Raw genomic sequence first — 21,457 nt, 5'->3', positions numbered from 1 at the left:
TATGTGGGGCATACTGACATTTTTCATCCTGATCCTTGCGCTCTACCTCGGCTTCGGCTGGCTGGCTGACAATCCGGGATCCGTCACATTCGTCTGGCAGGAGCAGACCGTCGAATTCTCGATGATCCTCTTCCTTGCCGCGGCGGCGGCCGTGATTGTCGCGTCGGTGCTTGTGGTCTGGCTGGTCGCGAAGCTTTTCCAGGCGCCCGGTCTGATCAGTTCCTGGAATTCGAGCCGGCGGCACAGCAAGGGCCACAACTACCTCTCGCGCGGCGTACTTGCTGCGGGTGCCGGTAACGCGACTCTCGCCCGCCAGATGATCAAGAAGAGCGAAGGGCGGATCGGGAAGGATGATCGCGCGATCCTCGGGTTTCTCGACGCTCAGACCGCGTTGATTGAGGGCGATCATCAGCGTGCCGTCGCTATTTTTCGCGACATGGAAGAAGATCCCAACACCAAACTTCTTGCGCTGCGGGGGCTCTACCTGGAAGCCAAACGCGTCGGCGACGAGAGTGCTCAGGAATACTACGCCGAGCGCGCTTTGCGGATCGCACCGAACCTTCCCTGGGCGGCCGAAGCCGTCCTCGAACGCAAGTCGTCGAGCCGCGACTGGGATGGCGCGCTGCGTGTTCTCGAAGCCCAGCGTTCGATCGACATGCTGGGCGATAAAGATGCAAAGCGCATTCGGGCGATCCTTCTCACCGCCAAAGCGAAGGATCAGGCGGATGCTGATCCGAAAGCGGCCCGCTCTTCGGCGCGCAGCGCCCAGAAGATCGCACCGGACTTCGTACCCGCCGCTCTCGTGGCTGCGGCGGCCGCCACCCGCCTCAACGACTCACGTCGCGCGACGCGCTATCTTGAGACGACTTGGGTGAACGCGCCACATCCCGAAATTGCCGACGCCTATGTTCATGCGAAGGCCGGCGATTCGGCGAAAGACCGACTGCGCCGGGCGCAGAAGCTGAAGGGGCTCTACGAAAAACATCCGGAATCCGACATCGCGGTGGCGCGTGCCGCCCTCGATGCTGGCGAACATGATCTCGCACGCTCTTCTGCGTTGGATGCGGCGCAGAAGCGGCCAACTGAGAGTGTCTATTTGCTGCTGGCCGATATCGAGGAAGAGCAGAGCGGTGAGGTAGGCCGTGTCCGCGAATGGCTAGCCAAGGCGATCACTGCGCCGCGCGATCCGGTCTGGATGGCCGACGGTGTTATTCTCGACGAGTGGCAGCCCGTGTCGCCGGTCACTCGTAAGCTCGGCGTCGTAGAGTGGAAGTCGCCCGTCGAGCATCGCGACAGCAACGGTAACCCGGTGATCGAGGCCCGAGCCCGCGATCACGGAGAAAGCGCGCGTATCATAAGTTCTTCCGACGGGTCGAACGCATCGGCGGCATCGGCACACACGCCATCCACCGCGATGACTACAGTGGCGTCGAGCACCCTGAACGGTAATCCGCGCCCCAAATACGCGAACTTTTCGAGCGACAGCAAGGATGGTGGAACAACCTATCCAAGCGCGCTTCTCGCAATTAAGGGCGAGGTCGACCGACCCGAGGCGTCCAGTCGACGATGAAGCCGATCTGTCGTAGTCGATTATGTCACGGCGACTGCAACCCGGTCCGCATCCTGTCGATTGTGCTCACCAAGCGCGGCTGAAGCCAGATCGCCTCTGCCTTAGCGCATTGCGAGACAATTCGGCCCAAGGGTTTGGCTCGGGGGCCGCTCTGCTGGGTTTCGCATTGGAGGCCGCGCGGCAAACCTACGGACGGGACACCAGGACTCCATGACACGATCGTTTTTTGCCGGGTTTCGAGATTTTCTCAGCCAGTTCGCAGGAGAGGTATCGCCCAGCGAATCCGAAGATCGGGACGAACTCGTCGTCGCCATAGCAGCGTTGCTCTTTCATGTCGTTTCGGCCGACGGGATTGTCACCGAGGAGGAGCGCGAAAGTCTCGACACTGTCCTGCGTGAAGATTATCGCCTTTCGACGGAGCAAGCGCGCGCGGTCGCGGAAGCCGGCGAAAGGGCGAACGACGAAGCCGTCGATCTTTACCGTTTCACCTCAATCCTGAAGAGCCGTCTCGGCGAAGATGAACGGATCGAGTTCGTGCGCAATTTATGGGAAATGACTTTCGCCGATGGGCAAGTTCACGAATTAGAAGATAATGTGGTCTGGCGGGTTTCGGAACTTCTCGGCGTCTCGGGGCGCGACCGTATGCTCCTGAAGAAGGAGTTTGCCGTCAGGGCGGAAACCTGAGCAATGAGCGACCACGCACGGTTCCAGACGAACGGGCGCGAACGAATGGAGTTGATGGAGACCGGCACGCGCTATCGAATGGACGGTCGGCACATGAAGCCGATCCTCGTTATTCTCCACCAGGAGAACTCGACGCCGGGCCGCGTAGGGCAAGTGCTCAGAGCCCACGGCGTGCGACTCGACATCCGCCGTCCCGTCATGGGCGAACCACTTCCAAAAACCCTTGACGCACATGCCGGAGCGATCGTCTTCGGCGGCCCGCCAAGCGTCAACGACAATCTCGACTATATCACTCGCGAGACTGACTGGCTCTCCGTTCCCCTCAATGAAGATAAGCCCTTCCTCGGCATTTGCCTCGGCGCGCAGATGCTGGCGAAGCATCTGGGCGCGCGCGTCGAAAACCACAGGGAAGGCCTTGCGGAAATCGGCTATTACCCTCTCCGCTCTACCGAAGCAGGCCGTCATTTCATCGCCGACTGGCCGGACATGATCTACCAATGGCACACTGATGGCTTCGACCTGCCGACGGGCGCCGACCTACTCGCGGAAGGCGATTGGTATCCCAACCAGGCGTTTCGGTATGGCAGGAACGCCTTCGCGATCCAGTTCCATGCCGAGCTGACGCTGGCCATGGTCTATCGTTGGACAACCAAGGGGCACGAGCGGCTGAAGCTGCCGGGCGCTCAGCATCGCCGCCACCACTTCCATGGCCGGGCGATTTACGACGAGCCGGTCAAACGATGGCTCGACGCTTTTCTGACGAAGATCTTCGAAGAGCCGGTCGAGGGGTGAGATTGCAGCGCATGGGAGCATATCAATTGCGCGCGGCGAGATGTTTCGCCTTTCGCAGATCAGGGAACATCCAGGCCCAGAGCCCCGCGACGCCGACGGTCGCGAATCCGCCGAGGACGACGGCGGGAACAGCGCCGATGAACGTCGCCATGGTGCCGGCCCGGAATTCGCCGAGTTCGTTCGACGCCCCGATGAAGACCATGTTCACCGCATTCACCCGTCCGCGGACGTCGTCCGGTGTCCACAACTGCATCAGTGTCTCGCGCACATAGACCGAAATCATGTCGGAAGCGCCCATCAGGGCGAGCGCGACGATCGAGAGCCAAGGCACGGTCGAAAGGCCGAAGAGAGCGGTGAAAGCGCCGAAGGCTGCGACGAAGGCGAACATGATGGCGCCGGCATTGTCCTTGATCGGATGGGCGGCGAGCCAGAGCGCGACCGTGACGGCACCGATGCCCGGCGCCGCCCGCAACAGACCAAGGCCCCAGGGTCCGACATCCAGAACGTCCCGCGCATAGACCGGCATCAGCGCGACGGCGCCGCCAAGTAGAACGGCGAAAAGATCAAGCGAGATCGCACCGAGCACCACCTTTTCGTGCCAAATGAACCGAAAGCCGGCGATGATCGTCTCCATGCTCGCCGGCTCGGTCGGGAGGCGCTGCGCCGGTGCGCGGATCGACAGCACGAGAACGCTCGCCAGAAAGAACAGCGTCGCTCCGGTACCGTAGGCAACAAGCGGCGAAAGCCCGTAGAGCAGTCCGCCCGCCACCGGTCCGGTGATCGAAGCGATCTGCCAAGAGGAGGAATTCCAGGCGATGGCGTTTGCAAGCTCGTCTCGTGTGACGAGGTTGACGACGAGCGCCTGGGAGGCTGGGCCGAAGAAGGCCCGCGCGATGCCGAGCACGACGAGGATGACGAAGATCGGGCCGGGCGAGACCAGACCCTCCCACGTGAAGATCATCAGTGCGACGACGCTCGCGCCTTCGAGAATGGTCATGGCGCCCATGATCCCGCGGCGGGAGTAGCGGTCCGCGACGGCGCCGGTGACCAGAACGAGAAGGAGAGCCGGCATGAACTGGCAAAGCCCGATCAGTCCCAGATCCCACGGATCGCGTGTCAGATCGTAGACCTGCCAGCCTACCGCAACGATGACGACTTGGATGGCGAAGGCAGATAGGAAGCGGGCGAGCCAGTAACGGAGGAAGCGATCATTGCGAAATGCGGCAAACCGGTCGTCGTCGGGCGTACGCGCAGAGCCGGCTCCGGGCTTCGCGCCAAGATCGTCGGAAATTTCGTCGCTCAAATTAGGCCTCGGGCGGTTTCCTCCCCAAGTCTCGTCGGGCCCGAGAGGTTGTTGGCCACGCGCTTATCCCAGAAGGCGGTTGGACGGCAATCGGTGGCCGTCGCAGCCGGTGTTCACGCTTTGGAGAAGCGTCGAGGCGGTATGGCCTTCGTTCGAGCAACCGGATGATGAATTCGGGGCTTCCCCCGCCGCGTCCATTGGTCCGAAACGCATTCTCGTGGAAGACTTGAGGCCTGCTCCCGATGGTTTACCTTATTAAAGCGGCGGAGCGCTTCAGCCGTACACAGCTGACGGCAGGTTGGACGAAAGAACATGTTCACGCTTGAGACGGACGAGGCCGTGTGGGATTGACGTCTTCTGCGAAACAGAAGGTCGACATTGCTCTTGTGGGCGGTGGACTTGCCAATGGGCTGATCGCCTGGCGGCTTGCCGAATTGCGGCCGGATCTCAGCATCGTCGTCCTCGAAGCCGGTGAGGCGCCTGGCGGCAACCACACATGGTCGTTTCACGAACACGACCTTACACCCGCCGCTCATCGGTGGATCGCGCCTTTCGTCGCTCATCGCTGGACCACCAACGAGGTGCAATTCCCCGACCGCCATCGTCATCTCTCGACGGGGTATTTGAGCGCGTCCTCGGATCTATTTCGCGAAAGGCTGACGACGCGTCTCGGCTTGCGTATCCGCACCGGCTGTCCGGCCGTTTCTGTCACGGCGCGCAAGGTGCGACTCGAAAACGGCGAAGTGATCGAGGCCGGCTCGGTGATTGACGGGCGCGGCTACCGATCGAGCGAACACCTCACGCTCGGCTTTCAGAAGTTTCTCGGTCAGGAGATCGAATTCGAGGCACCGCACGGCGTTGCCCGACCGGTCATCATGGATGCTACCGTCCCCCAGGCGGACGGCTATCGGTTCGTCTATCTTCTTCCCATGACGCCGACGCGGTTGCTGGTCGAGGACACCTACTATGCCGATGGCGACGCCCTCGATCGCGGAACGATCCGGCGCAACATCGCGGCTTACCGGGCGGCGAAGGGCTGGCCTGCGGGGAAAGTCGTTCGCGAAGAAGATGGTGTCCTGCCGATCGCGCTCGCCGGCGATATCGAGGCCTTCTGGGAGGAGAAGCAGGGCGTCCCATCCAGCGGCCTCAACGCTGCGCTTTTCCACCCGACGACTGGGTATTCCTTGCCGGACGCCGTGTATCTCGCCGATCTGATTGCAGGCCTGCCGGACTATTCGGCCGCAACCCTTTATGCTGCGACACGCCGCCACTCGGTCGCAACGTGGAAGCGGCGCGGCTTCTTCCGTATGCTGAACCGCCTTCTCTATCTCGCCGGTGATCCGTTGAAACGTTATGTCATCCTCCAGCATTTTTATCGCCTGCCCGAACCATTGGTGTCGCGGTTCTACGCTGCGCGGCTGACCCGAGGTGACAAGGTGCGGATCCTCACCGGCAAGCCGCCGGTCAGTGTTATCAGCGCGCTCAAAGTTCTTTCCCCGAGTTCTGTCGAGGGAGCGCCCGCATGAACCAGATGCCGCGCGACCTTCCTAACAAGACAAAGACCGCAGTCGTTATCGGAGCAGGCTTCGGCGGACTGGCGCTTGCGATTCGACTTCAGGCGGCCGGTATCCAAACGACGCTTCTCGAAAAGCGCGACAAGCCCGGCGGACGGGCTTACGTCTACGAGGATCAGGGCTTCACCTTCGATGCCGGCCCAACCGTGATCACCGACCCCTCCGCGCTCGAAGAGCTGTTCGAGACGGCGAACGCCAAGCTTTCGGACTATGTCGAACTGCTTCCCGTCAAGCCTTTCTACCGTCTCGCCTGGGAAGACGGCTTCGTCTTCGACTATGCAGACGATCAGGAGGATCTCGACCGCCAGATCGGCGCGAAGAACCCGAAGGATGTCGAGGGCTATCGCCGCTTCCTCGCTTATTCGCGGGACGTGTTCCACGAGGGTTACGAAAAGCTCGGCACCGTCCCTTTCCTGAATTTCAAGGATATGATGCGGGCAGCGCCCCAGCTCGTTCGGCTCGAGGCCTATCGCTCGGTCTATTCGAAGGTCGCCCAGTTCATCGAGGACGACCAGTTACGGCAGGCCTTTTCCTTCCACTCGCTCCTCGTCGGCGGCAATCCGTTCGCCACTTCTTCGATCTACGCGCTCATCCACGCGTTGGAGCGCAAATGGGGCGTCTTCTTCCCGCGCGGCGGCACCGGCGCGCTGGTCCGCGGCATGGCCAAGCTCTTCACCGACATTGGCGGGAGGATCGAGGTGAATGCCGAGGTCGAGAATATCGCGATCGAGAACGGGCGCGCGAAGTCCGTGACGACTAAGGGCGGTCAAACCTTTCCCGCAGACTTCGTCGCCTCGAATGCCGACGTCGTCCACACCTATGCCAAGCTGATGGGTCGCAGCGAGCGCGGCAAAAAGCACGGCAATTCGCTGAAGAAGAAGCGCTTTTCCATGTCGCTCTTCGTCATCTATTTCGGCCTGAAGACCCACCGGCCGGACATTGCCCATCACACGGTCTGTTTCGGTCCGCGCTATCGCCCGCTGATCGACGAGATTTTCAAGGGCAAAGAGCTCGCGGGCGACTTCTCGCTCTATCTCCATAACCCGTGCGTCACCGATCCCTCGCTCGCGCCGGAGGGCATGGGCTCCTTCTACGTTCTGTCCCCTGTCCCCCATCTCGGTAACGCCGATATAGATTGGGCGGTTGAGGGGCCGAAATATCGCGACAGGATCCTCGACTATCTGGAAGAGCTGTACATCCCCGGCCTGAAGGACGATCTCGTCACCAGCCGCATCTTCACCCCGGCTGATTTCAAGACCGAACTGAACGCCCATCTCGGCTCGGCCTTCTCGCTCGATCCGGTACTGACGCAGAGCGCTTGGTTCCGCCCTCACAATCGCGACGATCAGATTCCCAACCTCTACGTCGTCGGGGCTGGTACGCATCCAGGTGCCGGCGTTCCGGGCGTCGTCGGTTCGGCCAAGGCGACTGCCGGCCTGATGATCGAGGACGCGGGTCTCGCGTGCGTGCCTGCATGAGTTTCGCCGACCGCCTCGACGTACCGATCGTCGGCGGCCTTCCGTTCGAAAAGCGCGAGCGCGCCGCGCTGGCCGCCGAAGCCGAAGCGACGATCGCGCAAGGCTCGAAGAGTTTCGCTGCCGCCGCCCGCCTGTTTGATCCGGAGATGCGGGTCAGCGCGCTTATGCTCTATGCCTGGTGCCGGCATTGCGACGATGTGGTCGATGACCAGATCCTTGGTTTTCGCCAGCCAGGCCGCCGGGACCGAGCCGGCGATCGCGCACGTCTCGATGAACTCGAGGCCAAGACCCTTGCGGCGGTTCGAGGCCGATCCACGGGCGAAGCACCATTCGACGCGATCGGCGATGTCGCCCTGCGGCATGAGCTGCCGGAATCGCTCTTGACCGCGCACCTCGAAGGCTTCCGGATGGATGTCGACGGCCGGGTCTACGAGGTGATTGAGGATACGCTCGATTATTGCTACCGGGTCGCAGGTGTCGTCGGCGTGATGATGGCGCGGGTCATGGGCATCAGGGTCGAAAACGGTTCGAAATTCGACCTGACGCTGACCCTCGATCGAGCCTGCGACCTCGGCATGGCCTTTCAGCTCACCAATATCGCACGTGACATAGTCGACGACGGCGAGGCCGGACGGGTCTACGTGCCGAAGACATGGCTCGATGCGGCTGGCGTCCCGGGCAGCGCCATCCACCACCCGCGCAATCGGGAGGCGGCAGCGGTGTTCGCTCTGCGTCTCCTCGATCTGGCCGAGCCATACTACGCGTCGGCCTCGAAGGGGCTAGCCGCGCTGCCGCCTCGTGCCGCATGGGCCGTCGCGACTGCGCTTGGCGTCTACCGTGAGATCGGGACCGTCATCCGCCGGCGTGGAAGTCAAGCCTGGGACGATCGTTCATCGACAAGCGCGGCGACCAAGTTCCTGCACGCCTTCAAGGGTGTCGGTTGGACGATGGGATCACGTGTCTCAAGCAGGCGCGGCGTTCGGCCGCCGGAGCTCTGGACGCGTCCTCGACTGCTTGAGCTCGGTGATGCGCCCACAACAGGTCTATCGGCCTGACTTTGTCAGACATTGAACCATGACTTGCGAAGCGTCATACCGCGCTGCACAAATGTTTTGCATGCCTAAATTTTAGGATTGTGCGCTGCGAGATTTTTCTTACTGTGGTTAACGTCCGGGGGACAATAGGGGTGGACGATCCGGACCAACCCCGTCGATCCAAATGGGAGGTCGATCGGCGATAATCGCCACGCGAACGAGGTTTCGCCATGATCGCCATGACCCTTCTTCTCTGCCTGAAAGCCGAGCCAAGCGACTGCCATCGCGAGAACGTCTCCTTTCAGGGTACCCTCATGCAATGCGCGATGTTCGGCCAAGCAGCCGCCGTCGAACATCTCAAAGGCCGGCCGAAATGGACGCTGCAGCGCTATCGTTGCGAGCCATCGGATATTGCCGAGGCCTAAGCTACTTCAGAGCATCTGGCTGTCCGCTGCGCGTCAGGCAACGCTGATCGACCAGAGTGCGGAGAAGACCAGCCCGAAGAAAAGGATCCAGCCGAATGCGCTGTTCGACTTGAACAGCCGCAGGCATTCGGAGGGATTGTCGATATCGAGGCTTCTGATCTGCCAGCCCATCTGGCCAGCGCCAAGCGCGAGGCCGAGATAGGCCGGCCAGCCGACGCCGTTGCCTGTGAAGGCGAATGCCAGGAAGAAGAGGACGACCGCGCCTCCATAGAGGAGGACGATCGCCTGCTTTGTCTTCGCGCCGAAGAGTTGGGCGGTAGAACGGACGCCGACCAGCGCGTCGTCCTCCTTGTCCTGATGGGCATAGATCGTATCGTAGCCGATCACCCAGAGGATCGAACCGAGATAGAGAAGCACCGGGGCGAGCGAGAGGCTGCCCCAGTAGCACGCCCAACCCATGAGCGCGCCCCACGAGAAGGCGAGACCGAGGCCAAGTTGCGGCCAGTCGGTGAAGCGTTTCAAGAAAGGGTATATCGCGACGGCGCCGAGCGAGGCTATGCCGAGAAGGATCGCGAAGGGGTTGAACTGGACGAGCACCAGAAACCCGGTGAGGGATTGCGCAACCATGAATAGCTTGGCGTCCCGGCGGCTGATGCGGCCGGACGGAAGCGGTCGAGAGCGCGTGCGTGCGACGGACGCGTCGATCTCCTCGTCGACAAGATCGTTATAGGTGCAGCCGGCGCCGCGCATGGCGATGGCACCCACGAGGAAGAGGAAAAGGTGTGAAAGGTCCGGCAGGCCCATATGGACTGCCGTCGTCGGAGCGGCGAGGGGCGCCAGCGCCGCCGACCACCAGCAGGGCCACATCAGAAGCTGCCAGCCGATCGGCCGGTCCCATCGCGCCAGTTGCGCGTAGGGCCAGAGCGCCTGTGGCAGATAGCGGTAGACCCAGTTCTCTGAAGGGGCGTCGGCGACGCGGTTCTTCTCGGCCAGATAGCTGGGTTCGGGATTCGCCATCCTTCGGAAAAAGCGTGTTCGAACCGCGTCAGTCAAGCTTTTTCCTCTCCGTGCCTTGAATTTTCTCCATCATCAAAGGCCTTTCGCGAGACCCGACTTGACCCGTGCTCGCCGCACTTCGTATCGCGTTCGCTGAGGGCGACTACGCCCGCGCCCCGCGAAAACGGAGACAAAATGGCGATCGACGTACTCCTCATCGGATCGGGTGGCCGGGAGCACGCGCTCGCCTGGAAGCTCACCCAGTCGCCGGAACTCGGAACGCTCTATGCGGCACCCGGCAATCCAGGCATCGACGAGTGCGCGAGCCTTGTCGACCTCGATATTGCTGATCAGGACGCAGTCGTCGCGTTCTGCAAGGACAAGGCGATCGGCCTCGTCGTCGTCGGTCCCGAGGCGCCATTGGTCGCCGGACTCGCCGATCGGCTGGAGGCCGAGGCTATCGCAGTCTTCGGACCGTCGGCCTCGGCGGCTCGCCTAGAAGGTTCCAAGGGGTTCACCAAGGATCTCTGCTCGCTGCATGACATCCCGACGGCGCGCTACAAGCGCTTCAACAACGCGCCCGACGCACGCGCCGCGATCGAGGATCGGGCCGGTCCAATCGTCGTCAAGGCGGATGGGTTGGCTGCCGGGAAGGGCGTCACAATCGCCGAGAGCAGGGCCGAGGCTGTCGCGGCGATCGACGCCTGCTTCGAGGGCGAATTCGGTGGCGTAGGTGCCGAACTGGTGATCGAGGAATATCTTGAAGGCGAGGAGGCCAGCCTCTTCTGCATCTGCGATGGGACCCGTGCCGTCCTCTTTGGTACCGCTCAGGACCACAAGCGCGTCTTCGATGGTGATCGTGGGCCGAACACAGGCGGGATGGGCGCCTATTCTCCTGCGATCGGGATGAGCGAGGCTCAGGTCGACAGAGTGATGCGCGAGATCGTCGAGCCGACCATGCGCGGCATGGCCGAGGCCGGCGCGCCGTTCAAGGGTGTCCTCTATGCCGGCCTGATGCTAACTGACACAGGCCCGAAGCTCATCGAATACAATGTCCGCTTCGGTGATCCGGAATGCCAGGTTCTGATGATGCGGTTGAAGAGCGATCTCCTGCCCGTGCTCCTCGCTGCCGCCAAGGGCGACCTTTCGGGTGTCGACCCGGAATGGTCGAACGATAGGGTGGTCACAATCGTGATGGCCTCGAACGGGTACCCCGGCTCATATGAAAAGGGTACGCCCATCGCGGCGCTTCCACTGACCGGCGACGACGCCTTCATCTTCCATGCCGGAACCGCGCGCGAAGGCGACACGCTGAAGGCAACCGGCGGGCGCGTTCTCAACGTGACGGCAACGGGCGTGAGCGTCTACGAGGCGGCGCGCAAGGCATATGACGTCCTGGCTGGTGTCGAATGGCCGAACGGTTTCTGGCGATCCGATATCGGCCACCGCGCCATAATGCGCGAAGAGGGGTAGACGAGCCTTTTCGTCGTTCGGGCTGAAGTCGCTCCCGAGCTCAGGCAGCGAAGACGACCAGCAGGTCCTTCGCATCGATTTGAGATCCTGCCGAGACATGAACCTCCTCGATCTTCCCATCCTTCTCGGCGTGGATCGCGGTCTCCATCTTCATTGCCTCGATCGACAGAAGCACATCGCCCGCCTTCACCTGCTGACCTTTCGAGACGGCAAGCGTGGAGATGACGCCCGGCATCGGCGCGCCGACATGGTTCTCGTTCGCCGCATCGGCCTTCGGACGCGCGGCCCCGCCGGCTGCGCCGTGCGCTCGGTCGGGAACCTTCACGCGGCGCGGCTGTCCGTTCAGTTCGAAGAAGACGGTGCAGTCGCCCTGTTCGTCGGTCTCGCCGAAGCCGAGGCAGCGGATGACCAGGGTCTTGCCCTTCTCGATGTCGACTAGGATCTCCTCGTCCTGCTCGATGCCGTAGAAATAGGACGGGGTCGGCAGCATCGAGACAGGACCGTAATTCTCGATGGTCTTGGCGAACTCAACGAACACCTTCGGATACATCAGATAGGATGCGAACTCCTGACCGGTGACATCGCGCCCAAGCTTCGTCTCCAGCTCGGTCTTCTCCGCATCGAGATCGGCTTCTTTGAGGAGCGAACCGGGCCTGGCCGTCGAAGGTTTCTCGCCCTTCAGCACCTTCTTCTGAATGTCTGCCGGCCAGCCCTTGGGCGGCTGCCCGAGATCGCCGCGCATCATTGCGACGACGGAGTCTGGAAAGGAGATGTCCTTGCCGGACATGACGTCGGACACCGAGAGGTCCTGACTCACCATCATCAGCGCCATGTCGCCGACGACCTTGGAGGATGGCGTCACCTTCACGATATCGCCGAACATCTGGTTGACGTCGGCATAAGTCTGAGCGACCTCGTGCCAGCGCGTCTCGAGGCCGAGGCCGCGGGCCTGTTCCTTGAGGTTGGTGAACTGTCCACCCGGCATCTCGTGGAGATAGACCTCGGAGGCTGGGCCTTTCAGATCACTTTCGAAGGCGGCGTACTGATTGCGAACGGCCTCCCAGTAGAACGAAATCCGGCGTATCGCTTCGGCGTCGAGACCGGGATCGCGGTCGGAATGCTTGAGCGCCTCGACGATCGAGCCGAGACAGGGCTGCGAGGTGTTGCCGGAGAGGGCGTCCATCGCTGCGTCCACGACATCGACGCCGGACTCGATCGCCGCGAGCACGGTCGCCGCGGCAACGCCCGAAGTATCGTGCGTGTGATAGTGGATCGGCAGGCCGACCTCTTCCTTCAGCGCCTTGAAGAGCACCCGCGCGGCGCCGGGCTTGAGGAGCCCCGCCATGTCCTTGACGCCGAGGATGTGGGCGCCGGCATCCCGCACTTCCTTGGCGTTCTCGACGTAATATTTGAGATCGTATTTCGAGCGCTCGGCATCGAAGATGTCGCCAGTGTAGCAGACGACGCCTTCGCAGATCTTGCCGGACTCGATCACCGCGTCCATCGAAACGCGCATGTTCTCCACCCAGTTGAGGCAATCGAACACGCGGAAAACATCGACGCCGCCCTTGGCAGCCTCTGCCACGAAGCGCCTCACCACGTTGTCGGGATAATTCGTGTAGCCGACGCCGTTCGAGCCGCGCAGCAGCATCTGGAGAAGGATGTTTGGAGCCTTTTCACGAATCCTGGCCAGCCGCTCCCAGGGGTCTTCGGTCAGGAACCGCATGGAGACGTCGAAAGTCGCGCCGCCCCAGCATTCGAGCGAAAAGAGATTTGGCAGGCCTCGCGCATAGGACTCAGCGATCTGCACGATATCATGGGTACGCATGCGGGTTGCGAGCAGCGACTGATGGGCGTCTCGCATGGTCGTGTCGGTCACGAAGACCTGCTTCTGGGCGCGCAGCCAGTCGGCGAAACCCTGCGCCCCAAGCTCTTCGAAAGTCTGGCGCGTGCCATCGACGATCGGATCGGAAAAACGCGGCACGACGGGCCGAGCGTGGTCGTGGGAGGGCTTCGGCCGACCCTTGGTCTCGGGATGGCCGTTCACCGTCACATCGGCAAGATAGGTGAGGAGCTTGGTCGCACGGTCGCGACGCTTGGTCTGATCGAAGAGTTCCTTGGTCTGATCGATGAACTTCGTCGTGTAGGAATTGTCTTGAAAACGCGGATGCGCGATGATCGCTTCCAGAAAGGTAAGGTTCGTCGCGACACCGCGGATACGAAACTCCCGCAGGGCACGGTGCATGCGCTGAATCGCCTCCTCGGGCGTCGGAGCCCAGGCGGTGACCTTTTCGAGAAGCGGATCGTAGAAGCGCGTGATGACGGCGCCCGAATAGGCGGTGCCGCCGTCTAGACGAATGCCGAAACCAGTCGCACCGCGATAGGCGGTGATGCGGCCGTAGTCCGGGATGAACTCGTGCTCCGGGTCTTCCGTCGTGATGCGGCACTGGAGCGCGTGCCCGTTCAGCTTGATGTCCTCCTGCCTCGGGACGCCCGATTTCGGATCGCCGATCTTCTCGCCGTCGAGGATGTGGATCTGCGCCTTCACGATGTCGATGCCGGTCACCTCTTCGGTGACGGTGTGCTCGACCTGGATGCGCGGATTGACCTCGATGAAGTAGAATTCCTGGGTATCGGCATCCATCAGGAATTCAATGGTGCCGGCGCCGACATAGTTCGTCGCGTCGGCCAGCTTGCGGGCATAGCCGGCGAGTTCCCGGCGCTTCTCGTGGTTGAGATAGGGGGCCGGCGCGCGCTCCACGACTTTCTGGTTGCGACGCTGGATCGAGCAGTCGCGTTCGAAGAGGTCGACGACCGTGCCGTGCTTGTCGCCAAGGATCTGCACCTCGACGTGGCGGGCCTTCTCGACGAGCTTTTCCAGATAGACCTCGTCCTTGCCGAAGGCGGCCTTCGCCTCGCGCTTGCCTTCGGTCACGCCGCGTTCGAGTTCGTCGGCCGAGCGGATGACGCGCATGCCGCGTCCGCCGCCGCCCCAGGAGGCCTTGAGCATCAGCGGATAGCCGACGGCATCCGCCATCTCCCGCACCCTTCCCTTGTCGGCAGGCAGCGGCTCGGTCGCGGGCACGACGGGCACGCCGACCTCGATCGCGAGATTGCGCGCGGCGACCTTGTTGCCGAGCTTGCGCATCGTGTCGCCGGACGGGCCGATGAAGACGAAGCCGTTTTCTTCGCAGGCATCGGCGAATTCCGGGCTTTCGGATAGAAGACCGTAGCCCGGATGGATCGCATCGACCTCCGCGTGCTTTGCGACCCGGATCACCTCGTCGATGGACAGATAGCTTTCGACCGGTCCCAGCTCTTTGTCGAGATGCGGTCCGCGCCCGATCTGGTAGCTCTCGTCGGCTTTGAAACGATGCAGCGCCAGCTTGTCTTCCTCGGCCCAGATCGCGACGGTCTTGAGGCCGAGTTCGTTGGCAGCGCGGAAGACGCGAATGGCAATTTCGGAGCGGTTGGCGACGAGAATCTTACGGATCGGCACGCGGGGGGAACTCCATGCTACGGATGGCGGTCGGCGAAATGCGGCCGGCCGCCTGCCCAAAACTCGCGCTACATTGCTGCGAGCGGCATTGTTTCGCAAGTGCGAACAGGTATCCGCGATCCGGTGGCTGGTGAAAAAATCGCATCCGTTCGGTGTGTGTTCGTGCCGTATCGGTCAGCCTGAGCTTAACGAAGCGGTAATGATTTGTGCCTTCGATGCAACGGACTCGCTGAAAGGCTCGCCGCGCAGTCATTTTCACCCCTGGTGTGAATTGCGCTCACGGGCGGGCCCATTCAGACTTGAGGTCAAGTAGCGACCGGTCCCGGGAAACAGCGAAGAAGCTTCGGTCAGGACCAAACAGAAGAATCGCTGCAAGCTGGAGTATCAGGACATGCGCATGCGTCTCGCCGCCTCGGTCACCGCAATCCTCCTTGCCACGATCATTCAGGCCGGAGCGGCAGACGTCTATGCCCCGTACGAGCCCAATCCAGTTCCGCCCGTGCCGGCTGCCTACGACTATGGAGATACCGATTTTGTCTTCGAACTCGGCGTCGGCGGTGCAATTCAGCCGGAATATCTAAGCTCGGACGACTACCTCGTTTCGGCCTATCCGATCCTGTCGGTCGAGTACCTCAGCTTGCCGGGCCTTGGTTCCTTCGGCGGTCGCGACGGGCGCGGTCTATCGATCGGCCCCTCATTCAACTATGTCGGTGAACGTGATCCAGCCGAATTCCGGGATCTGCGCGGTCTCGATCCCGTCGACGAGACTTACGAGCTTGGCATCAAGGCTGGCTACGAATGGGACTACGCCGAAATCTATGGCGCCGTCCGCTATGCCTTCAACGGCGCGGAGGGCTTTACCGGCGATATCGGCGCGAACCTCATCGCCCGGCCTACGGAACAGCTGGTCCTGAAGGCCGGTCCGACCGCGACCTTTGCCGATTCGGACTATGCCGACGACTATTTTTCGGTCAGCCCTGACGAGTTCGCTCGTTCGAATGGTCGTTTCGACGTCTACGATGCCGATGGCGGCTTCACGAGCGTAGGCGTGAAGGCCGAGGCGCGCTACGAGATCTTCACCGACTATTTCGTCAGCGCCGATGCCTCTTGGAACCGCCTTGTCGGCGATGCGGCCGATTCACCGATTACAAAGAAGGCTGGCGACGAGGATCAGTACTATTTTGGCCTCGGCGTTTCGAAGCGCTTCTCGCTCGATCTCTGGTAAGGCTTATAGTCCGCCCTCGGGTTCGCAAACCTTTTTCGGACCGCGTCTTCCAAGGCCTCGCAACGATGCGGGGCCTTTATGCATTCTCGGACCGATTGCTTGTTTAACGAGACGGTTCGCGATGCCCTTCCTGACGACCAACGACGATGTCGACCTCTTCTTCAACGACTGGGGAACGGGCCGGCCCATCGTCCTTGTGCACGGCTGGCCGCTCAACGCGGATATGTGGGCCTATACGGCGAACGAACTGGTCAATCGCGGCTTCCGCGTCGTAGCCTATGATCGCCGCGGCTTTGGACGTTCCGAACAGACGACAGCGGGGTACGATTACGATACGTTTTCAGACGACCTCGCCAATATCATGGACTACCTGCAGCTTGAAGACGCCGTTCTTGTCGGCTTTTCCATGGGCGGCGGAGAAGTCGCCCGCTACATGACACGGCACCAGCCGAACGGCCGGCGGGTCGGCAAAGCCGTGCTGGTCTCGGCCGTTACGCCCTACATGGCAGAGGACGAGAGCAATCCGGACGGCCTTTCGGCGGAAACCTTCGATGGTTTCGTCGACGCGCTCAAGAAGGATCGGCCCGGCTTTCTAGCCGGTTTCGGTAAGCAGTTTTTTGGCGTCGACGATGGCTCGGACGCCGTTTCCTCAGCCTATCTGGATTGGACGCAACAAATGGCGATGATGGGCTCACTGCGAGCCACGATCGCCTGTGTCAATGCATTCGGGGAGACCGATTTCCGCCAGGACCTCAAGTCCTTCGACGTCCCCGCTCTCGTCATTCACGGCACCGGCGACAGCATCGTACCGTTTGACATTTCGGCGAAGAAAACTGTCGAGATGCTCCCCGTCGCCGAACTAAAAGCTTATGACGGCGCACCGCACGGCCTTCACTATACGAGCCAGGATCGGCTGGTGAACGACATTGCGGAGTTCGCCACGAACTGAACGGCGGATGCATCATTAACGATAAGCAAAAAGCCAGCCGATCGATATCGGCTGGCTTTTCGTTTGCGGCTCTGTGTTTCTCACGGTACGATCGAGTCCACCACGCCGCCGTCGACGCGAAGTGCTGCGCCGGAGGTGGCCGAGGCTTCCTTCGAGCAGGCGTAGACAACCATATTGGCTACTTCCTCGACTTCCGCCGGACGCTGGATGATCGAGGACGGCCGTGCGGATTTCACGAATTCGACGCCGGCTTCCTTGATCGAGATTCCCTTCTCCTTCGCCATGTCTTCGAGCATGTTCTCGACACCTTCCGAATAGGTCGGGCCCGGGAGGACGGAATTCACCGTAACGCCGGTGCCCGCGGCAAATTTGGCTAGGCCACGCGAAAGCGAGAGGACGGCGGTCTTGGTGAACCCGTAATGGATCATGTCGGCCGGAATGTTGAGCGCCGATTCCGAAGAGAGAAAGACGATCCTGCCCCATCCCTTCTGGGTCATCTTCGGCAGCAGCGCGCGCGACAACCGCACGCCGGACATGACGTTGAGCTGAAAGAACATCTCCCAGGTCGCGTCGTCCACCTCGTAGAAGGGCTGTGGTCCGAAGATCCCGACATTGTTGACGAGGATGTCGACGTCGCCGGCCGATTCTACCAGCTTGTCGACCCCCTCCGCGCTCGACAGATCGGCCGCGACGCCCGAAATATCTGCACCGGGCGCGGCGTTCACCGCCTTGCGCACGGCTTCCTCCACGCGATCCGAACCGCGCCCATTGATGATGACCTTGGCGCCGGCCTTCGCAAGACCGACTGCACTGGCAAGGCCGATGCCTGCAGTCGAGCCGGTGACGAGAGCCGTCTTTCCGCTGAGATCGATATGCATGCTGTCTCCATTCTGGCGGTGCTCAATTCGCTAAGCGAACCCGCGGGCCAGCCGAAGGTTGCGGCGCAACACCGTTCGTGAATCGTGGACGCTGCAACTCTCGATGTCCCGAAGCTTGGCCGCGGCCGCCACATTTGGTTCAGGTCCCGTTAAATCGCCGCATTTAAAGTTTGGAAAGAAAAGCGTCCGCCATAGGGGCGCATCGAGCGGTTTCTCGTCTCGCTGCGAAAGACGGGCGAGGGGAAGCGATCCGACCGGCGCAATCAACGCTGCACGGTCTAGACGCAGGTCGATACGGCAGACCGGATCGCATCGATTGATGAGCGGGGGCCACGCTGATGGCAGCCAGACGGCAGGAACGGATTGAGCCGAGCTTCGATGGCGGGTTCGAAAAGCAGAACGGCGACGATCTTCGCGTGACTGCGGACGATCGCGCCATGCCGATGGCTGCGAACGATCGCTCGCGCAAAAAATCCCGCCAAGCGCCAAAAGAGCGCCGCTCCTTTTTCGGCTTTCAAAGATCCAGGCTGCAATCCGGCCGGTCCGGTTCGGGCGGAGGAGGCCGTGGCGGCGGCGGAAATGGCAGACGCAGGCGCTCCTTCTTCGGTCACTTCTTCAAAATGAGCTTTACGCTCGCCGTATGGGGTACGCTCGGCCTCGCGGTTCTTCTCGGCTATTTCGCGGTCAAGCTTCCGAATGAGGCCTGGGCGATCCCGGATCGCCCGCCGAACGTCAAGATCGTCTCGGTCGACGGACGGATGATCGCCAATCGCGGCCTCACCGGAGGAAAGGAAGTTGCGCTCGACGAGATGAGCCCCTGGATTCCCCAGGCGGTCATGGCGATCGAGGATCGCCGCTTCTACGAGCATTTCGGCGTCGATCCGATCGGTATCGCGCGCGCTGCGATGGAGAACTATCAGGCTGGAGCCACCGTACAGGGCGGCTCGACCCTGACCCAACAGCTCGCCAAAAACATCTTCCTCAGTCCCGAACAGTCGATGCAGCGCAAGATCCAGGAAGCGATCCTATCTGTCTGGCTGGAGCATAAGTTCACCAAGAACCAAATCATGGAGATGTATCTCAACCGGGTCTATTTCGGCTCCGGCGCGACCGGCGTCGAAGCGGCGGCTCGGCGATATTTCAACAAGAGCGCGTCCGAGGTCGAGTTGCACGAGGCAGCGCTTCTCGCCGGCCTTCTTAAGGCTCCTTCGCGCCTCTCGCCGGCCCGTGATGCCGAGGCCGCCAAGGATCGCGCGGACGTGGTCCTTGCTGCGATGCGCGAGGAGAACTTCATCACCGAGGCCGAATATGCCTCCGCCAAGGCCGAGGAACCGACGAAGGCGAAGAGCTATTGGACCGGCGCCGAGAACTACGCCGCCGACGTGGTGATGGAGGATCTGGAAGACCTCATCGGCGAGGTGAAGGAGGATGTAATCGTCGAGACGACGATCGATCTCGATCTCGAAAAAGCAGCGGAGAAGGTCGTCAAGCAGACGGTCAACGGCGCGAAACAGAATGTATCCCAAGGTGCACTCGTCGCGATCGACGGAACGGGCGCGATCCGCGCACTTGTCGGCGGCGTCGACTATTCGCAAAGCCAGTTCAACCGAGCATTTCAGGCACGTCGTCAGCCCGGCTCGTCCTTCAAGCCATTCGTCTACCAGACGGCCATGGAGCAGGGGTGGCGGCCGGAGACCGTTCTCAACGATGCGCCGGTCAAGATCGGCAACTGGACGCCTTCGAACTACGACAACAAATATCGCGGGCCGGTGACGATCGCGGTCGCCTTGCAGAAATCGCTGAACACCATCGCGGCGCAGCTTATTGATGCCGTCGGCCCCGCCTCGGTTATCGAGACCGCCAACCGCATGGGCATCAAGTCCGAAATCGGCGACAACGCCGCGATCGCTCTCGGTACGGCCGAGGTCTCGCTGCTGGAGTTGACGGGCGCCTTCGTTCCCTATTCGAACGGCGGCTACGAGGCCAAACCCCACCTCGTTAATCGCGTGACGACGGAGAGCGGCAAGGTCGTCTGGGAGCGCGGCGCAGAAGTTCCCCCGGTCATCGTCGAGCCCGATACAGTCGCGATGATGAACGCAATGCTATCGCGGGTCGTCAGCGCCGGCACGGGCCGCCGGGCCCAGCTCGACGGCTGGCAGACAGCTGGCAAAACCGGGACGACCAACGACTACAAGGATGCCTGGTTCATTGGCTACACCTCGAACCTCACGACCGGCGTCTGGCTCGGCAACGACAATGGCGCGAAGATGAGGCAAGTGACCGGCGGCTCCCTACCCGCGGAGGCGTGGAACGAATTCATGACCGCCGCTCACGATGGCATCCCAGCTTCGCCGCTGCCGGGTGGTTACGAGATCGGTGGACCTCAGGCGCCACTGGTTGCCGATGGCTCAGACGGCGGCTTCTACGATCCTTCGATGGGCCAGAATGGCGATCCCTACTACGCGCCGGCCGGACAAATCCCGCCGGAAGACGTCGGCGGCGGCCAGCGCACGGCCGATGGTCGCGGACGGGTCTTCGACACGCCGCCGCCGCCGGGTGTGAGCGTTCAGGGCCGGGTGCGCAACCCCTCGCTGCTGGAGAGCATTTTCGGGATGTAGCCCGTTGCTGAGAGCCATCTAGGTTCCTGGCCGGTCACGCTTTTCCGATGCGACGTTGTCCCGATGGACGAGAAAGCATTTCGTCCGCTAGAACCGCCGCGCCGTTCGTTGCTGATCGAATGGCAATCATTCGCGGGAGGGGACAATGACATTCGCCAATTATCCGAGCCTCGCAGGCGCGGCCGTTCTTGTCACGGGCGGCGCGTCGGGCATCGGCGCCGAGATCGTGCGCGCGTTCGCCGATCAGGGAAGCAAGGTCGGCTTTCTCGATTTCGATCGGGAGGGCGGCGAAGCGCTGGCGAGCGAACTCGGCGAGCGGGTGACCTTCGCGTTCTGCGATCTGCGTGAAGCCACCTCGATCAAGCCGGCGATCGACGCGCTGACCGAGCGCATCGGTACCCCCTGCGCCCTCGTCAACAACGCGGCGCGAGACGACCGGCACGACTGGAAGGACGTCACGCCGGACTATTACGACGAGCGGATCGCGACGAATATCCGGCACATGTTCTTCGCGACCCAGGCGGTCGCGCCGCACATGATCGAGGCTGGCAAGGGCTCGATCGTCAATATGGGCTCGAATTCATGGTGGGAAAAAGCCGGCGGCATGCCAGTCTATACGACCGCGAAAGCGGGCGTTCATGGCATGACCCGCGCCTTTGCGCGCGATCTTGGGCCGCATCGCATTCGCGTCAACACGGTCGTTCCGGGCTGGGTGATGACCGAGCGCCAGAAGGAGCTTTGGGTAACCGAGGAGGCGATCGAGAACCATCGGAAGAACCAGTGCCTGCCGGACCTGATCGATCCAGTCTACGTGGCGCGGATGGTGCTTTTCCTCGCCTCGGACGATGCGGCGATGTGCACGGCCAACAACTACATGGTCGAAGCCGGTTCGATCTGAAACCTTCCCGGCAATTCGACACGACGGAGGCATGGCGTGCGCTGCCGTACCATACTCAACG

At 62.0% G+C, this 21,457-nt stretch carries 16 protein-coding genes; 12 read left to right on the top strand and 4 right to left on the bottom strand.

Annotation, left to right across the window (positions count from 1 at the left end; genetic code table 11):
- Position 1: 1 nt before the first annotated feature.
- From FP2506_RS12825 to FP2506_RS12815, 3 genes are all read left to right on the top strand, one after another.
- Positions 2 to 1,570: a heme biosynthesis protein HemY gene (locus tag FP2506_RS12825; protein WP_007067940.1), complete on the top strand. Its 1,569-nt coding sequence runs from the start codon at positions 2 to 4 to the stop codon at positions 1,568 to 1,570.
- A gap of 210 nt (positions 1,571 to 1,780) precedes the next feature.
- Entirely contained in the window at positions 1,781 to 2,254 is a 474-nt protein-coding gene (locus tag FP2506_RS12820; protein WP_007067939.1) for a tellurite resistance TerB family protein, read from the top strand.
- A gap of 3 nt (positions 2,255 to 2,257) precedes the next feature.
- A complete protein-coding gene (locus FP2506_RS12815; RefSeq protein ID WP_007067938.1) occupies positions 2,258 to 3,046 on the top strand; it encodes a glutamine amidotransferase in 789 nt (262 codons plus the stop codon).
- A gap of 22 nt (positions 3,047 to 3,068) precedes the next feature.
- Here the strand turns inward: FP2506_RS12815 and FP2506_RS12810 are convergent, their stop codons facing one another.
- A complete protein-coding gene (locus FP2506_RS12810) occupies positions 3,069 to 4,349 on the bottom strand; it encodes an MFS transporter (RefSeq protein WP_007067937.1) in 1,281 nt (426 codons plus the stop codon).
- Positions 4,350 to 4,696: 347 nt separating this feature from the next.
- On the opposite strand from FP2506_RS12810, the gene crtY reads away from it, so the two are divergent.
- The 4 genes from crtY to FP2506_RS12790 all read left to right on the top strand — a co-directional run bounded on the left by crtY (position 4,697) and on the right by FP2506_RS12790 (position 8,860).
- A complete protein-coding gene (gene crtY, locus FP2506_RS12805; protein ID WP_007067936.1) occupies positions 4,697 to 5,875 on the top strand; it encodes a lycopene beta-cyclase CrtY in 1,179 nt (392 codons plus the stop codon).
- The gene (locus tag FP2506_RS12800; protein ID WP_007067935.1) at positions 5,872 to 7,401 is read left to right on the top strand and encodes a phytoene desaturase; all 1,530 of its coding nucleotides are present in this window, start codon (positions 5,872 to 5,874) and stop codon (positions 7,399 to 7,401) included. The genes crtY and FP2506_RS12800 overlap by 4 nt, the downstream gene beginning before the upstream one ends.
- A complete protein-coding gene (locus tag FP2506_RS12795) occupies positions 7,398 to 8,456 on the top strand; it encodes a phytoene/squalene synthase family protein (protein WP_007067934.1) in 1,059 nt (352 codons plus the stop codon). The genes FP2506_RS12800 and FP2506_RS12795 overlap by 4 nt, the downstream gene beginning before the upstream one ends.
- Before the next feature lie 209 nt (positions 8,457 to 8,665).
- Entirely contained in the window at positions 8,666 to 8,860 is a 195-nt protein-coding gene (locus FP2506_RS12790; protein WP_007067933.1) for a hypothetical protein, read from the top strand.
- A 33-nt stretch (positions 8,861 to 8,893) separates the two neighbouring features.
- Here FP2506_RS12790 and ubiA read toward each other — a convergent pair whose 3' ends face one another.
- Positions 8,894 to 9,877, bottom strand: a complete 984-nt coding sequence (gene ubiA, locus FP2506_RS12785; RefSeq protein WP_007067932.1) for a 4-hydroxybenzoate octaprenyltransferase — start codon at positions 9,875 to 9,877, stop codon at positions 8,894 to 8,896.
- Between the two features lie 180 nt (positions 9,878 to 10,057).
- Between ubiA and purD the strand changes: the two genes are divergently transcribed.
- Positions 10,058 to 11,329 (top strand): phosphoribosylamine--glycine ligase, encoded by a 1,272-nt coding sequence (gene purD, locus FP2506_RS12780; protein ID WP_040489889.1) that lies wholly within the window; start codon positions 10,058 to 10,060, stop codon positions 11,327 to 11,329.
- A gap of 40 nt (positions 11,330 to 11,369) precedes the next feature.
- Here purD and pyc read toward each other — a convergent pair whose 3' ends face one another.
- Positions 11,370 to 14,828 (bottom strand): pyruvate carboxylase, encoded by a 3,459-nt coding sequence (gene pyc / locus FP2506_RS12775; RefSeq protein WP_007067930.1) that lies wholly within the window; start codon positions 14,826 to 14,828, stop codon positions 11,370 to 11,372.
- A gap of 391 nt (positions 14,829 to 15,219) precedes the next feature.
- Here pyc and FP2506_RS12770 point away from each other — a divergent pair, with 391 nt between their 5' ends.
- On the top strand, positions 15,220 to 16,053 hold the full coding sequence (locus FP2506_RS12770) for a MipA/OmpV family protein (RefSeq protein WP_007067929.1): 834 nt from the start codon (positions 15,220 to 15,222) through the stop codon (positions 16,051 to 16,053).
- A 121-nt stretch (positions 16,054 to 16,174) separates the two neighbouring features.
- Complete coding sequence (locus FP2506_RS12765) at positions 16,175 to 17,002, top strand: alpha/beta fold hydrolase (protein WP_007067928.1); 828 nt, start codon at positions 16,175 to 16,177, stop codon at positions 17,000 to 17,002.
- 80 nt (positions 17,003 to 17,082) lie between these two features.
- Here the strand turns inward: FP2506_RS12765 and FP2506_RS12760 are convergent, their stop codons facing one another.
- Positions 17,083 to 17,880 (bottom strand): SDR family NAD(P)-dependent oxidoreductase, encoded by a 798-nt coding sequence (locus FP2506_RS12760; RefSeq protein WP_007067927.1) that lies wholly within the window; start codon positions 17,878 to 17,880, stop codon positions 17,083 to 17,085.
- A 338-nt stretch (positions 17,881 to 18,218) separates the two neighbouring features.
- Between FP2506_RS12760 and FP2506_RS12755 the strand changes: the two genes are divergently transcribed.
- Both FP2506_RS12755 and FP2506_RS12750 read left to right on the top strand, forming a co-directional pair.
- On the top strand, positions 18,219 to 20,498 hold the full coding sequence (locus FP2506_RS12755; protein ID WP_007067926.1) for a transglycosylase domain-containing protein: 2,280 nt from the start codon (positions 18,219 to 18,221) through the stop codon (positions 20,496 to 20,498).
- 145 nt (positions 20,499 to 20,643) lie between these two features.
- Positions 20,644 to 21,396, top strand: coding sequence for an SDR family NAD(P)-dependent oxidoreductase (locus FP2506_RS12750; RefSeq protein WP_007067925.1), 753 nt, complete (start codon positions 20,644 to 20,646; stop codon positions 21,394 to 21,396).
- Positions 21,397 to 21,457 lie beyond the last annotated feature (61 nt).

It is taken from the genome of Fulvimarina pelagi HTCC2506, from assembly GCF_000153705.1.
GTDB lineage: Bacteria > Pseudomonadota > Alphaproteobacteria > Rhizobiales > Rhizobiaceae > Fulvimarina > Fulvimarina pelagi.
Note: the sequence above shows the minus strand (reverse complement) of the source record. Positions and strands in the feature narration are given on the sequence as shown.

Bases quoted from the DNA above. Each gene is read 5' to 3' on its own strand.
- FP2506_RS12825 (WP_007067940.1), top strand. From the start codon at position 2: ATGTGGGGCATACTGACATTTTTCATCCTGATCCTTGCGCTCTACCTC.
- FP2506_RS12820 (WP_007067939.1), top strand. From the start codon at position 1,781: ATGACACGATCGTTTTTTGCCGGGTTTCGAGATTTTCTCAGCCAGTTC.
- FP2506_RS12815 (WP_007067938.1), top strand. From the start codon at position 2,258: ATGAGCGACCACGCACGGTTCCAGACGAACGGGCGCGAACGAATGGAG.
- FP2506_RS12800 (WP_007067935.1), top strand. From the start codon at position 5,872: ATGAACCAGATGCCGCGCGACCTTCCTAACAAGACAAAGACCGCAGTC.
- FP2506_RS12795 (WP_007067934.1), top strand. From the start codon at position 7,398: ATGAGTTTCGCCGACCGCCTCGACGTACCGATCGTCGGCGGCCTTCCG.
- FP2506_RS12790 (WP_007067933.1), top strand. From the start codon at position 8,666: ATGATCGCCATGACCCTTCTTCTCTGCCTGAAAGCCGAGCCAAGCGAC.
- ubiA (WP_007067932.1), bottom strand. From the start codon at position 9,877: ATGGCGAATCCCGAACCCAGCTATCTGGCCGAGAAGAACCGCGTCGCC.
- FP2506_RS12770 (WP_007067929.1), top strand. From the start codon at position 15,220: ATGCGCATGCGTCTCGCCGCCTCGGTCACCGCAATCCTCCTTGCCACG.
- FP2506_RS12765 (WP_007067928.1), top strand. From the start codon at position 16,175: ATGCCCTTCCTGACGACCAACGACGATGTCGACCTCTTCTTCAACGAC.
- FP2506_RS12760 (WP_007067927.1), bottom strand. From the start codon at position 17,880: ATGCATATCGATCTCAGCGGAAAGACGGCTCTCGTCACCGGCTCGACT.
- FP2506_RS12755 (WP_007067926.1), top strand. From the start codon at position 18,219: ATGGCAGCCAGACGGCAGGAACGGATTGAGCCGAGCTTCGATGGCGGG.
- FP2506_RS12750 (WP_007067925.1), top strand. From the start codon at position 20,644: ATGACATTCGCCAATTATCCGAGCCTCGCAGGCGCGGCCGTTCTTGTC.